The organism is Methylobacterium sp. 285MFTsu5.1 (assembly GCF_000383455.1).
In the GTDB taxonomy this organism is placed as follows: Bacteria; Pseudomonadota; Alphaproteobacteria; order Rhizobiales; family Beijerinckiaceae; genus Methylobacterium.
The window spans coordinates 1-12,916 of record NZ_KB911278.1 but is presented as its reverse complement, the minus strand read 5'-3'; the positions used below and the strand labels follow the sequence as shown (position 1 = coordinate 12,916).

General features: G+C 71.0%; 11 protein-coding genes. 4 read left to right on the top strand and 7 right to left on the bottom strand.

Annotated features, from left to right (window positions below):
• The first annotated feature begins 4 nt into the window (after window positions 1-4).
• The 3 genes from ahcY to H288_RS0114835 all read left to right on the top strand — a co-directional run bounded on the left by ahcY (window position 5) and on the right by H288_RS0114835 (window position 5,659).
• Window positions 5-1,405: an adenosylhomocysteinase gene (gene ahcY, locus H288_RS0114845; RefSeq protein ID WP_012317745.1), complete on the top strand. Its 1,401-nt coding sequence runs from the start codon at window positions 5-7 to the stop codon at window positions 1,403-1,405.
• Window positions 1,406-1,776: 371 nt separating this feature from the next.
• Window positions 1,777-4,389: a PAS domain-containing sensor histidine kinase gene (locus H288_RS0114840; protein ID WP_026604962.1), complete on the top strand. Its 2,613-nt coding sequence runs from the start codon at window positions 1,777-1,779 to the stop codon at window positions 4,387-4,389.
• A 37-nt stretch (window positions 4,390-4,426) separates the two neighbouring features.
• Window positions 4,427-5,659, top strand: coding sequence for an MFS transporter (locus H288_RS0114835; RefSeq protein WP_020093366.1), 1,233 nt, complete (start codon window positions 4,427-4,429; stop codon window positions 5,657-5,659).
• Window positions 5,660-5,880: 221 nt separating this feature from the next.
• Here H288_RS0114835 and tolB read toward each other — a convergent pair whose 3' ends face one another.
• The 4 genes from tolB to tolQ all read right to left on the bottom strand — a co-directional run bounded on the left by tolB (window position 5,881) and on the right by tolQ (window position 9,819).
• Window positions 5,881-7,218: a Tol-Pal system beta propeller repeat protein TolB gene (tolB, locus tag H288_RS0114830; RefSeq protein WP_020093365.1), complete on the bottom strand. Its 1,338-nt coding sequence runs from the start codon at window positions 7,216-7,218 to the stop codon at window positions 5,881-5,883.
• Between the two features lie 66 nt (window positions 7,219-7,284).
• On the bottom strand, window positions 7,285-8,619 hold the full coding sequence (tolA, locus tag H288_RS0114825; protein ID WP_020093364.1) for a cell envelope integrity protein TolA: 1,335 nt from the start codon (window positions 8,617-8,619) through the stop codon (window positions 7,285-7,287).
• 9 nt (window positions 8,620-8,628) lie between these two features.
• Window positions 8,629-9,075 carry an ExbD/TolR family protein gene (locus H288_RS0114820; RefSeq protein ID WP_020093363.1) on the bottom strand — a complete coding sequence of 149 codons (447 nt, stop codon included), beginning with the start codon at window positions 9,073-9,075 and terminating at the stop codon, window positions 8,629-8,631.
• 27 nt (window positions 9,076-9,102) lie between these two features.
• Window positions 9,103-9,819 (bottom strand): protein TolQ, encoded by a 717-nt coding sequence (gene tolQ / locus H288_RS0114815; RefSeq protein WP_012317751.1) that lies wholly within the window; start codon window positions 9,817-9,819, stop codon window positions 9,103-9,105.
• 308 nt (window positions 9,820-10,127) lie between these two features.
• On the opposite strand from tolQ, the gene H288_RS0114810 reads away from it, so the two are divergent.
• On the top strand, window positions 10,128-10,916 hold the full coding sequence (locus H288_RS0114810; protein WP_020093362.1) for an aldolase/citrate lyase family protein: 789 nt from the start codon (window positions 10,128-10,130) through the stop codon (window positions 10,914-10,916).
• 3 nt (window positions 10,917-10,919) lie between these two features.
• Here the strand turns inward: H288_RS0114810 and ybgC are convergent, their stop codons facing one another.
• From ybgC to H288_RS0114795, 3 genes are all read right to left on the bottom strand, one after another.
• On the bottom strand, window positions 10,920-11,372 hold the full coding sequence (gene ybgC / locus H288_RS0114805; protein WP_051123752.1) for a tol-pal system-associated acyl-CoA thioesterase: 453 nt from the start codon (window positions 11,370-11,372) through the stop codon (window positions 10,920-10,922).
• 90 nt (window positions 11,373-11,462) lie between these two features.
• On the bottom strand, window positions 11,463-12,188 hold the full coding sequence (locus H288_RS0114800) for a DUF4142 domain-containing protein (RefSeq protein ID WP_020093360.1): 726 nt from the start codon (window positions 12,186-12,188) through the stop codon (window positions 11,463-11,465).
• Window positions 12,189-12,555: 367 nt separating this feature from the next.
• A partial coding sequence (locus tag H288_RS0114795; RefSeq protein ID WP_020093359.1) for a Holliday junction DNA helicase RuvB C-terminal domain-containing protein occupies window positions 12,556-12,916 on the bottom strand: 361 nt, incomplete at its 5' end.

Sequence of the window (12,916 nt, the reverse complement as noted above, 5' to 3'; positions counted from 1 at the left end):
ACTCATGGCCAAGGATTACATCGTCAAGGATATCGGGCTGGCCGATTACGGCCGGAAGGAGATCTCGATCGCCGAGACGGAGATGCCGGGCCTGATGGCGGTCCGCGAGGAGTACGGCGCGGCGCAGCCCCTGAAGGGCGCGAAGATCGCCGGCTCGCTCCACATGACGATCCAGACCGCCGTGCTGATCGAGACCCTGAAGGCGCTCGGCGCCGACATCCGCTGGGTCTCGTGCAACATCTACTCGACCCAGGACCACGCCGCCGCCGCCATCGCGGCTGCCGGCATCCCGGTCTTCGCCGTGAAGGGCGAGACCCTGGAGGAGTACTGGGACTACACCTCGCGCCTGTTCGACTGGCACGACGGCGGCATGCCGAACATGATCCTCGACGACGGCGGCGACGCGACCATGTTCGTCCATCTCGGCCTGCGCGCCGAGAACGGCGACACCGCGTTCCTCGACAAGCCGGCCAGCGAGGAGGAGGAAGTCTTCTTCGCGCTCCTCAAGCGCAAGCTCGCCGAGAAGCCGAAGGGATGGTTCGCCGGCCTCGCCGACAGCATCAAGGGCGTCTCCGAGGAGACCACCACGGGCGTCCACCGCCTCTACGTGCTGGCCAAGGAGGGCAAGCTGCTCTTCCCGGCGATCAACGTGAACGACTCGGTCACCAAGTCGAAGTTCGACAACCTGTACGGCTGCAAGGAGTCGCTGGTCGACGGCATCCGCCGCGGCACCGACGTGATGATGGCCGGCAAGGTCGCGATGGTCGCGGGCTTCGGCGACGTGGGCAAGGGTTCGGCCGCGTCTCTGCGCAACGCCGGCTGCCGCGTGCTCGTGTCGGAGATCGACCCGATCTGCGCGCTCCAGGCCGCGATGGAGGGCTACGAGGTCGTGACCATGGAGGATGCGGCCCCGCGCGCCGACATCTTCGTCACCGCCACGGGCAACAAGGACATCATCACCATCGACCACATGCGGGCGATGAAGGACCGGGCGATCGTCTGCAACATCGGCCACTTCGACAATGAGATCCAGGTCGCCGGCCTGAAGAACCTCAAGTGGTCGAACATCAAGCCGCAGGTGGACGAGATCACCTTCGCGGACGGCCACCGCATCATCCTCCTGTCGGAGGGCCGCCTGGTGAACCTCGGCAACGCCACCGGTCACCCGTCCTTCGTGATGTCGGCCTCGTTCACCAACCAGACGCTGGCCCAGATCGAGCTCTGGTCCAACCCGGGCAAGTACCAGAAGCAGGTCTACACCCTGCCGAAGACCCTCGACGAGAAGGTCGCCGCCCTGCATCTGGAGAAGATCGGCGTGAAGCTCTCGAAGCTCCGCCCCGATCAGGCCGCCTATATCGGCGTCTCCGAGAGCGGCCCGTTCAAGCCCGAGCACTACCGCTACTGAGCCTGCATCATCGCTGGCGCGGACGGCCTCGTTCCCGGGGCCGGCACCGCGCCGCCGCGATCCGGCGACGCGGCCCGGTGGAGAGATTTGGAGGCCCGGCGCGCTGCGCCGGGCCTTCTCGTTTGTCAAGCGCAGACGGCCGAATCGAACTGTGTCTTCTGTGTGTCGTTAACGGCTGATTATGCCGACTTTGCCCAAAGCCACGCTTCGTTCCCCTTCCGGGGCGATTCCGCCGCACCTAGAGTGCGGGCGAATCTTAGATCGATGGGGCTGCGGCGGTTCGGGAGAATCGCCGCGGGAACGGTGCCTTCTGCGCCGCGCGGCGACGCGCGCCGGTCGGACAGCCATCGGGTACGGGGGCGGGGCAAACCATGGGTGTCGGTCGTGCGACACACGTTCGGATCGGCGTGGGCGCGCTCGCGCTGACGACGGCGAGCGCGGCCTTCGCCGAGCTGCCGGAGGCTGCCGCCGCGCATCCCGCGCGGGAGATCCACAGCGTGGCCGCCCTGGCGATCTTCGGCGGCCTCGTCGCCTTCGCGGTGATCCTGTCGCTCCTGCACCTCTACGAGCGCGGCCGGTGGACCCGCCGCGAGCGCGAGCTCGCCGCGACCCTCGACGTCCTGCGCGGCGCCCATGACCGGGCCGAGATGCTCCTCAACGCCGAGCGGCAGATCATCGTCACCTGGGATCATCGCAGCGAGCCGGTGGTCGAGGGCGACATCAGCCTCGCGATCCACGGCGAGCGGCCGACCTCCGGCTATGCCCGCCGCGTCTTGGCCTTCGGCACGTGGCTCGTCGCCGCGGACGCGGCCGCCGTCGAGACCGCCGTGGAGACCCTGCGGGCGCGCGGCACCAGCTTCGCGCTGAGCCTGCGGACCCAGACCGGCCGCAACATCGAGGCCCACGGGCAGGCCGTGGCGGGGCGGGCGCTCCTGCGCCTGCGCGAGACCAGCCAGGAGCGCTGCGAGATCGCCGACCTGCGCGCGACCCTGGACGAGACCCGCCGGGGACTCTCGGCCCTGTCGGGGCTCCTCGACGCGATCCCCCAGCCGGTCTGGCGGCGCAACCGCGACGGTGGCCTGAGCTGGATCAACGCCGCCTACGTGGCGGCGGTCGAGGCGGAGAGCCGCGAGGCCGCCCTCGATGCCGGCCTGGAGCTGTTCGACCGGCCGGCCCGCGAGACGATCGCCCGCGAGGAGGCGGCCCGGTTCGCCGGCCTGACCCGGAGCGTCCCGCGCCTCTCCGCCATCGTGGCCGGGAACCGGCGGATGCTCGACGTGTTCGAGACCGGGCTGGAGACCGGCCGCGTCGGCATCGCCATCGACGTGTCGGAACTCGAGAGCGTCCGCGCCGACCTGCAGCGGCAGATGAACGCCAACGTGCGGACCCTGGACCAGCTGCCGACCGCGGTCGCGATGTTCGACGTGTCGCAGCGGCTGATCTTCCACAACGCCGCCTACCGGCAGCTCTGGGACCTCGATCAGGCCTTCCTCGACGGCCGGCCCTCCGACGGCGAGATCCTCGACCACCTGCGGGCGGAGCGGAAGCTCGAGGAGCACGCGGATTTCCGCGGCTGGAAGCAGGGCGTGCTGTCCGCCTACCGGGCCGCGGAGGCGAACCAGACCTGGTGGTACCTGCCCGACGGCCGGACCCTGCGCGTGGTCGCGGACCCGAACCCGCAAGGCGGCCTGACCTACCTGTTCGACGACGTCTCCGACCGCCTGAACGCCGAGTCCCGCTACAACGCCCTGCGCCGCCTGCAGGCCGAGACCCTGGACACGCTGGCCGAGCCGGTGGCCGTGTTCGGCGCGGACGGGCGCCTGTCCCTCGCCAACCGCGCCTTCTTCACCGTGTGGCGGCTCGACCCGGAGATGATCGAGGAGCGCCCGCACGTGGACGCGGTGATCGCCGCCTGCCGGGCGCTCGCCCCCGTCGAGGAGCCGTGGCTCGACATCCGCGACGCGGTGGTCGGCCTCGAATCGCGCACGGCCCGGACGTGCCGTCTCGAGGTGGTCGACGGCACCGTGCTCGACTGCGCCGCGCAGCCGCTCCCGGAGGGCGCGACGCTCCTGACCCTGATCGACGTCACGGCGAGTGTGAACGTCGAGCGGGCGCTCACCGAGAAGAATGATGCCCTGGAGAAGGCCGCGCAGCTGCGCGACACCTTCGTGCACCACGTCTCCTACGAGCTGCGCTCCCCGCTCACCAACATCATCGGCTTCACCCAGCTTCTCGGCGACGAGACCGTCGGCGCGCTCAACGAGCGCCAGCGCGAGTATTCCGACCACATCATGCGCTCCTCGGCGGCGCTGCTCGTCATCATCAATGACATCCTCGACCTTGCCTCGATCGACGCCGGCTCGCTGGAGCTGCAGCGGGAGGAGGTTGACGTCCAGGCCACCGTCGAGGCCGCCGTCCGCGGCATCGAGGACCGGCTCGCCGAATCGCACATCACCCTCGCCCTCGACGTGCCGGAGGATATCGGCAGCGTCCACGCCGACGGGAAGCGGGTGCGCCAGATCCTGTTCAACCTGCTCTCGAACGCCGTCGGCTTCTCGGATGCCGGCCAGCGCGTGGAGGTCCATGCCCGCCGGACCGCGCAGGAGCTTCTCCTCAGCGTGCGCGACCACGGCCGGGGCATGCCCCCCGAGATCGCCGATTCGGTGTTCAACCGCTTCGAGAGCCACACCCTCGGAACCCGCCACCGGGGCGTCGGCCTCGGCCTGTCGATCGTGCGCTCCTTCGTCGAGCTGCACGGGGGACGGGTGCAGCTGGAGACCGCGCCGGGCAGCGGCACCCGCGTCACCTGCACGTTTCCCACCGACCTCGCGGGCGAGGGCCGGCGCGCGCCGCCGCTCGAACCCGAGCCGCCCGTCCTGTCGCCGCCTCCTCCTCCGCCGCCGCCGCCGCCGCGCAAGCCGACCCTGACACTGCAGTCGAGCAGGCCGGAGCCGCCGACATCCGACCGGCGAACGTCACCGTAGCGCTTGATTCCGCGGCCGGTCCCGCGCAGCAGGAGGCATGTCCGCGCATGATCGTTCCGGCTGGGCCGTCTTCGGCATCGGCGACTTCCGCCTGTTCGGCTCGGCCCGGTTCCTCACGGGCCTCGCCTACCAGATGCAGGCGGTGGCGATCGGCTGGTACGTCTACGACCTGACCCATTCCGCCCTGGCACTGGGCCTCGTGGGCCTCGCGGGCTTCCTGCCGGCGGTGCTGTGCGCGCTGATCACCGGCCACGTCGCCGACGCCTACGACCGGCGCCTCGTCGGCGCCGCCGCCTTCGCGCTCCAGAGCGCGGCGAGCCTCGGCCTCCTCGCCTGCGCCCTCGCGGGCGTGCACTCCGTCTGGCCGATCTACGCCCTGGTCATCGTCGTCGGCACGGCCCGGGCCTTCGCCAACCCGGCCCTGCAGGCGCTGCTCCCGACCCTGGTGCCCGGGCCGCTCTTCGGCTCGGCGATCGCGTGGAACGCGTCCCTCTGGCAGAGCGCGTCGGTGATGGGGCCGGCGCTCGGCGGCTTCCTCTACGCCCTCGGACCCGCCGTCGTGTTCGGCGGGGCAGGGGGCAGCTTCGCCCTGGCCAGCGCCCTGACCCTGCTGATCCGCTACCGGCCGGCGGCGGTGAGCGAGCGGCCGCCGATCACCTGGGCGGCGCTCTCGGCCGGGATCGACTACATCCGCTCCCAGCCGGTGGTGCTCGGGGCGATCAGCCTCGACCTGTTCACGGTGCTGCTCGGCGGCGCCACGGCGCTGCTGCCGATCTACGCCGCGGAGGTCTTGCACGTCGGCCCGCTCGGCCTCGGCGCGCTCCGGAGCATGCCGGCCTTCGGAGCTGTCGCCATGGCGGTGCTGCTGGCGAACTACCCCCTGCGGCGCCACGCGGGCGTTCGCATGCTCCGCGCCGCCGCGGTGTTCGGTGCCGCCACGGTCGCGTTCGGGCTGTCGACGTCGCTGCCGCTATCGATGGCCTGCCTGTTCGTCACGGGCGCCGCCGACATGATCTCGGTCTACGTGCGCCAGACCTTCGTGCAGGGCGAGACGCCGGACGCGATGCGCGGCCGCGTCTCGGCGGTGAACACGGTGTTCATCGGCGCCTCGAACGAGCTCGGCGAGTTCGAATCGGGGCTGCTCGCCGCCGCGATCGGCGCGGTCCCGGCGGTGGTGGTCGGCGGCGCCGCGACGGTCGGGGTCGCACTGCTCTGGGGCAGGCTCTTCCCGGCGCTGAGGGCCCGCGACCGGCTGATGGTGCAGGGATAGCGCGCCATCGCGCGGCTCGGGACGCGACGCGTCCCGGATGACGGCCGTGGCGATCGTGGCCCCGCGAGCCGGCGCCGCACGAAACGCGGGTGCCCTCTCCCGTGTGGGGGAGAGGGGTAAGGCGCAGCTCTCTCGACCGGAGCTGCCGTCCTGCCGAACCGTTGCACCAGAATCGGGAACGGCCCCGGAGCCCGCCCCGTGAGCCGGGCTCCGCGACGCGCTCAGCGGCCCGACAGCAGCGGAGACCAGGTCGGGTCGGACGCGTAGGCGGGCGTCGGGACCGGCTGCTCCACCTTGCCGGTGATGTCGACCATGAACAGCTTGCCGCCGCCCTGGCCGCCCGGATCGCGGAAGAACAGCACGTACTGGCCGTTCGGCGCGAAGGTCGGGCCCTCGTTGTGGAAGCCCTCGGTGAGCACGCGCTCGCCGGAGCCATCGGGCTTCGAGACGCAGATGGCGAAGCCGCCGTTGCGCTGGCGGGTGTAGGCGATCAGGTCGCCTCGGGGCGAGAAGGCCGGCTGCGAGGCCGAGCCAGGGCCGAAGGTGATCCGGTGCGGGTTCGAGCCGTCCGCCCCCATCACGTAGACCTGCTGGGAGCCGCCGCGGTCGGACTCGAAGGCGATCTGTGATCCGTCCGGCGAGTAGGTCGGCGAGGTGTCGATCGCCATGCCGTTGGTGATCGAGCGCTGGGCCTTCGAGGCGAGGTCCATCGTGACGATGTCGGCGTTGCCGCCCTGCTGGACGCTCATCACGATCTTCCGGCCGTCCGGCGAGAAGCGCGGGCTCGCGCTCATCGAATCGACGTTGCCGAGCGCTTGGCGGGATCCGGTCTCCAGGTTGATCATCTGCACCCGCGGCTGGTGGCCGGTGGCCTGGGCCATGAAGGCGATGTCCTGCGTGGCCGGCGAGTAGCGCGGCGCCACGATCGACATCTCGCCGGTGGTGATCGCCCGGACATTGGCGCCGTCCTGGTCCATGACCATCAGGCGCTTGCGGCGGTTCTCCTTGGGGCCGGTCTCGTCCACGAAGGCGATGCGGCTATCGAACCAGGGTCCGAGGCCGGTGATCTTGGTGTAGACCCCGTCGGCGATCAGGTGGCCGGTGCGCCGGACGTTGGCGGCGTCGGTGCCGTATTGCTGGCCGGTCATCTGCTGGCCGTTGGTCACGTCCCAGAGCCGGAACTCGACCTTGACCCGGCCGCCCTCGCGGACGACTCGGCCGGTGACGAGGCCCTGCACGCCGGTGGCGCGCCACTTCTCGAAGTTCGGCGCGGCGTCGAAGTTCGGCTGCTCGGGGAAGCGGGCGTGGTCGAGCGGCGTGAAGTAGCCGGAGCGACGCAGGTCGTTGGTGACCACGCCGGAGACGAGGCCCGCGAGGCTCGGGTCGCCGCCGAAATCCGCGATGGCGATGGGCATCGGCTGGAAGTTGCCGCCGCCGATGCGCAGCTGCAGCTGCGCCTGGGCCGGCCCCGCCAGGAAGCCCGTCAGCATCACGAGGAGCGCGAGCAGGCGCGCGGCATAGGACGTCGGGAGGCGCCCGACGGAGGGGAGGTGCAGCATGGTGGGTCGGATCCGAGTGACGATCAGACGGGAACGCGGGGACGGCGGGACACTGGCTGGAAGACCTCAGGTCGCCGTGAACTCGAACTCCGCGTTGATGGCCTTCCAGTCGTTGTAGTACGGCGCGTAGGTGGCCGGAATGTTGTACGGCGCGCAGCGGCGGACCGCCCGGAGCGCGGCCTGCGCGATCGACTGGTCGACCGCGCTAGCCCCGCCGCGCATGATCCGCGGCTCCGTGCTGAGCGAGCCGTTCGGGTTCAGGCGGATGTCGAGCACCGGCAGGACCACGCCCTGGGCCGCGCCGGGCGGCGCCGAGTAGCACCGCTCGATCTGCTGCTGGAGCAGGCCGACCAGGGCGTCGCGCAGCGACGGCGAGAGGCGCTGCGCGTTGCCGGTCGCGGCGCCGAGCGCCGCCACCTTCTGCACCGCGTGGCCTGTGGCGCCGGTCGACTGCGACGGCGCCTTCGAGGCGAGCATCGAGCGGATGTCGCCGGCGTTGAACTTGTCGGCGAGCTCGGCCTGCTTGCGCGCCTTGGCCTCGGCATCGGCCTTGGCCTTCGCGTCCGCCATGGCCTTCGCCTTCGCCTTGGCGGCGGCCTCGGCTTTGGCGGCCGCCTCGGCCTTCGCGGCCTCGGCTTTCGCCTTGGCGGCGGCCTCCGCCTTCTCGCGCTCGGCTTCGGCCTTGGCCTCGGCGATCTCCTTCTGACGCTCGGCTTCGGCCTCGGCCTTGGCCTTCGCGTCGGCGGCCTTCTTGGCCGCTTCCTTGGCCGCCTCCTTGGCGGCTTCGGCCTTCTTCGCGGCGGCCTTCTGGGCGGCCGCCGCGGCCTCGGCTTCCTGCTTCTCGATCAGCTTCTCGAGCTGCTCGCGCTTCTCGGCCTCGGCCTTCGCGACCGCCTCGGCCTTGGCCTTCGCCTCGGCCTTGGCGGCAGCCTTCTCCGCGGCGGCCTTCTCGGCCGCCTTCTCTGCTGCCTTCTCGGCCGCCTTCTCGGCGTCGCGCTTCTCCTGCGCGGCCTTCTCCGCCGCCTTGGCTGCCTGGGCGGCCTCCTGCGGGTCGGGCTCGCCGCGCAGCGGCATCTCGTCCGCGTTGGCGAGCTTCATCTCGGCCGTGCGCGTCGGCGCGGTGGGCGCGTCCTGCTTGGAATTCTCGGGCTCGCGGTCCTCGAACTTCTCGGCCTTGCGGTCGGCCCGCGACGTGGCGTTCGGCATCGGCTTGTCGGCCTGCCGCTCGCCCTTGGTGATCTCGGAGAACTGGTTCTCGGTGATCACCTCGACGGGCACGCCCTCCTGGGCCTCCGGCAGGGCCGGGGCCGCGACGCTGACCAGCGCCAGCGCGAGGAGCGCGACGTGGGTGCCGGCGGAGATCCAGACACCCGGTTCCTTGCGGTCGAAGCGGAACTCCACGGGACGGCCCTACTGATGCTCAGGCTCGGTGACGAGGGCGACCTTCTTGAAGCCGCCGCCGGTCACGATCGCCATCACCTGCGCCACGCGGCCGTAATCGACCCGCTTGTCGCCGCGCACGAAGACGCGCTCCTCGGTCCCGGTCTTGGCGGTCTCCATGAGCTTCGGCACGATCGAGTCGTCGGTGAGCTCGTCCTCGCCGAGGAAGACCTGGCCGGTCTGGCGGATCGACAGGGTGATCGGCTTCACGTCGGAATTGAGCGGCGAGGCCTTGGATTGCGGCAGGTCGAGGGGGACGCCAACGGTCATCATCGGCGCCGCGACCATGAAGATGATCAGGAGCACGAGCACGACGTCGATGAACGGCGTCATGTTGATCTCGTTGATGGGTCCGCCGCGGCGGCCCCGGCGCCGGCGGCGCTTGCCGCCCTGCGATGCGCCCGCTGCCATGCCCATGGATCGGTCTCCTCTGGATCAGCCGGTTCAGGCGGCGAGCGGCAGGCGCTCGTCGATCTGGCGGGAGAGGATGGCGGAGAACTCGTCGGCGAAGCTCTCCAGCCGCGACTGCGCCTTGGAGACCTCGGCCTGGAGCTTGTTGTAGGCGAGCACCGCCGGGATCGCGGCGAACAGGCCGATGGCGGTGGCGAACAGCGCCTCGGCGATGCCGGGGGCGACGACCGCGAGCGAGGTGTTCTTCGAGGCCGCGATCGAGGTGAACGCGGTCATGATGCCCCAGACGGTGCCGAACAGGCCGATATACGGGCCGGCCGAGCCGATCGAGGCGAGGAACAGCAGGCGCGACTCCAGCCGCTCGACCTCGCGGTGGATGGTGACGTCGAGCTGCTTCTCGATGCGCTGCGACAGCGACTGGATCTGCCGGCCGGAGCCCTCGAACGAGCGCTTCCACTCGCGCATGGCGGCGACGAAGACGGCGGCGAGGCCCGTGGCCGGCCGGTCGTTGAACGAGCGGAACAGCTCCTCCAGGGAGCGGCCGGACCAGAAGGCGTCCTCGAACGCGTCCATCTCGGCCTTGGTCCGGCGGAACAGCAGCGTCTTGTCGACGATGATCGACCAGCACCAGATCGAGGCGCTGAGCAGCCCGATCATCACGATCTTCACGACGAAGTGGGCCTGCAGGAACAGGCCGAGCAGCGTCATGTCGGCGACAGGCGCGGCCTGCATCGCGTCGGCTGGGTTCATCCGTCGAGGTCTCCTGCTCCGGATCGCGATGCGCCGGGCGAGGCCCGCGTCCGCCGGATCCGTGAGCGATATCAACGCTGTCGCCCGCGAATCTGTCGAAAGTAAGGGCCGTCGACGGCCCCCGCGCCCCGCCGTGGCATCGCCTCCGTTAAGGGCGCGGCAGGGTTAAGGATCGGTTTCGATCCGGGCGATCCTGAGGCATGTGCCGCCGTCCGACGGGCCGTCCGGGCTGGACCTGCCGAAAGCGCCTCCCGTATGGTCGCGGCCCACGGCGCCGAGTCGACAGCCCTGAGATACGCAGGACGCGCATGACCCTCCCCGTTCCCAGCCTGCCCGATCTGCTGCCCACCGGCCCGGCCCGGTTCCTGGGCTGGTCCATGATCGCCGACCCGATGCTGGCCGGCTTCCTGGCGCGCGCCGGATTCGACGCCGTCCTGCTGGATCAGCAGCACGGCACCTACGACTACAAGACGTCGTGTGCGGCCATCACCGAGGTCGCCCTGGCCGGCAAATCGACCCTGGTGCGCGTGCCGGTGGGCGACTTCGCCATGGTCTCGCGGATGCTCGACGCGGGCGCCGCCGGCGTCGTGGCGCCGATGATCAACACCGTCGCGGATGCCGAGGCCCTGGCGGCGGCCGCGAAATTCCCGCCGGTCGGCCAGCGGAGCTGGGGACCGGACCGGGCCATGTGGCTCTCGGGGCTCCGGAACGGCGCGGACTACCTCGCGGGCGCCAACGATCGGGCGCTCACGATCGCCATGTGCGAGACCGAGGCGGGGATCGCCGACCTGGAGGCGATCCTCGCCGTGCCGGGCATCGACGGCGTCCTTGTCGGCCCCGCCGACCTGTCGATCGCCCTGTCCAAGGGGGCGGCCATCGACCCGCTGGGATCGGCGGTCACGGCGGCCCTCGGGGAGATCGCGCGCAAGACCCGGGCGGCGGGCAAGATTCCCTGCGCCTTCGCGCCGTCGCCGGCGCGCGCCCGGGAGATGGTCGGGATGGGCTACCAGCTGGTCTCGGTCGAGTACGACGCGCTGACCATCGTCAACGCCTTCGCGCGGGTGCTCTGCGAGGCCGACCCGGCGCGGGCCGGCTGAGGTCTAGGCGGTCTCGCCGGGCGCGAGCCGCCGCCGCAGCGCGTCCGGGAGGCGGACGGCGCGGCCGTCCCGCACGCAGGCGACCGTGACCTCCGCGGAGACCAGCACTTCGTCGCCCCGTCGGACGTCCTGGGCGAGCTGCATCGACGCGCCGCGCAGGGCGCGCGTGCGGGTCACGACGGTGAGCAGGTCGTCCATCCGGGCCGGCCGGAGGAAATCGAGGCTCATGCGCCGCACCACGAAGACGAGGCCGCGTGCATCGCGGTGCAGGTCCGACTGGTCGCCGGCGAGTTCCCGCAGCAATTCGGTGCGGCCGCGCTCGAGGAAGCGCAGGTAGCTGGCGTGGTAGACGAAGCCGGAGAAATCTGTGTCCTCGTAGTAGACGCGCACGCCCATCCGGTGGGGCGGGGCACCGTCCTCCGCGGGTCCGTCACTGGCGGGCTCGATCGCGCTCATGCGCCCCTTTAGCGACGGGCGGTGCGACGGCGCAACACGACGAGGGCCGCCCTGGGGCGGCCCTCGTGCAGATCACGCCATGCGCGGCGCTCAGCCGCCGATGCGGGCCGCGAGGCTCGCCGAGTGGGCGTGCTCGTCGGCGATGTAGGGCAGGGCCTCGGTGGCGAACTTGCGGCCCTGGGCGTTGTCGCCCTGCTTGGCGTAGGCGTCGTAGAGCGCCAGGGTGCGGGCGTCCGAGCGGGCCTGCTGGTCGATGTAGGTCCGGTCGAAGGCCCGGCCGTTCGGGGCCGCCTGGAGCTGCGCCAGACGCGCCTGGCCGCGCTCGCCGAGGGCCACGCGGCGGCCCGGCTCGGCCGGGCTGTTGTCGACGATGCCGACCGCGCCGAGGGCGCCGCCGACGATGCCGGTGCCGATGTTGGCGGCCACCGTCACCGGCGCGAGCACCAGGCCGACCGGGTTGCTCAGGTCGGTGCGGATGCCCTGGTTGTCGGAGACCACCGAGCCGTTGCGGGTGAGGGAGGTGTTCGGCGGCAGCAGCGCGTCGGTGGTCGCCTTGCGCTCGACGAGGACGCGGTTGGCGTAGTTGCGGACCCGGGGGTTGCGCGACCGCTGGAGGGCGATCCGGCTCGCCTCGATGCTGGCGGCGTCCGAACGCAGCGCCTCGGCCCGGAAAGCGGGCGTCTCGGTCGCGGCGACGCCGACGCCGTCCTGATTGGCGAAGGGCAGCACGCGGATCGGCAGGGCGTCCTGCGCGAAGGCGGGCGCCGAGATGGCGGCGACGGACAGGCCGAGCGCGGCGAGCGTGAGTTTCTTCATGGCGGAAGTTTATCCCTGACGTTGTTCTTGAGATCGCGAAGATCTGCCGCGATCGGAGGGCAGGACCCTGATCGGGACAGCCTTGCCGGCGCCGAGCGGACCCGGCGCGGTCGCCTCCCCAACTGTCGCGTTTCGGCGCTGTTCCACGCGATCCGGCAGTTTTTACACTTACGTGATCGACAAGATCCCCGCCTAAGCTTGGCAATATTGTTCCGAGACGATCGACAAAACGGCTGTTACCGCAGCGACTTGCCGAGATCGCGACGCGGAACTCACCCGGCTGCCGCGCGCAGCACTGTGCGTCCCGCGCATGTGCCCGGTGAAATGCTGGTCCGAATTCAATGCATGGAGACGCGTTGATCGGTCCTCAGGGCTCTCCGTCACCGAAGAAGCCGAACTGCCCGGGCGTCTCGCGCTTCGGTTCCGGCATCTGCATGTGCCGGTAGGCGTGTCGGGTGAGGACGCGTCCGCGGGGTGTGCGCTGCACGAAGCCGCGCTGGATCAGGTAGGGCTCGATGATGTCCTCGATCGCGTCCCGCGGCTCCGACAGCGCCGCCCCGATCGTCTCGATGCCCACGGGCCCGCCCCCGAACGCGCGCGCGATCAGGCTCAGGTACTTGCGGTCCATCACGTCGAGACCCGCCCCGTCCACGTCCAAGAGCTGCAGCGCCCGGTCGGCGATCGCCCGCGTCACCGTCTCGGCCTCCGCCACCACCGCGAAGTCCCGC

What these genes read in the sequence shown, in the direction of transcription:
- ahcY (WP_012317745.1), top strand. Translation starts at nt 5, where the DNA reads ATGGCCAAGGATTACATCGTCAAGGATATCGGGCTGGCCGATTACGGC.
- tolB (WP_020093365.1), bottom strand. Translation starts at nt 7,218, where the DNA reads ATGCTGCACCTCCCCTCCGTCGGGCGCCTCCCGACGTCCTATGCCGCG.
- H288_RS0114800 (WP_020093360.1), bottom strand. Translation starts at nt 12,188, where the DNA reads ATGAAGAAACTCACGCTCGCCGCGCTCGGCCTGTCCGTCGCCGCCATC.
- tolQ (WP_012317751.1), bottom strand. Translation starts at nt 9,819, where the DNA reads ATGAACCCAGCCGACGCGATGCAGGCCGCGCCTGTCGCCGACATGACG.
- H288_RS0114810 (WP_020093362.1), top strand. Translation starts at nt 10,128, where the DNA reads ATGACCCTCCCCGTTCCCAGCCTGCCCGATCTGCTGCCCACCGGCCCG.
- H288_RS0114840 (WP_026604962.1), top strand. Translation starts at nt 1,777, where the DNA reads ATGGGTGTCGGTCGTGCGACACACGTTCGGATCGGCGTGGGCGCGCTC.
- H288_RS0114820 (WP_020093363.1), bottom strand. Translation starts at nt 9,075, where the DNA reads ATGGGCATGGCAGCGGGCGCATCGCAGGGCGGCAAGCGCCGCCGGCGC.
- H288_RS0114835 (WP_020093366.1), top strand. Translation starts at nt 4,427, where the DNA reads ATGTCCGCGCATGATCGTTCCGGCTGGGCCGTCTTCGGCATCGGCGAC.
- ybgC (WP_051123752.1), bottom strand. Translation starts at nt 11,372, where the DNA reads ATGAGCGCGATCGAGCCCGCCAGTGACGGACCCGCGGAGGACGGTGCC.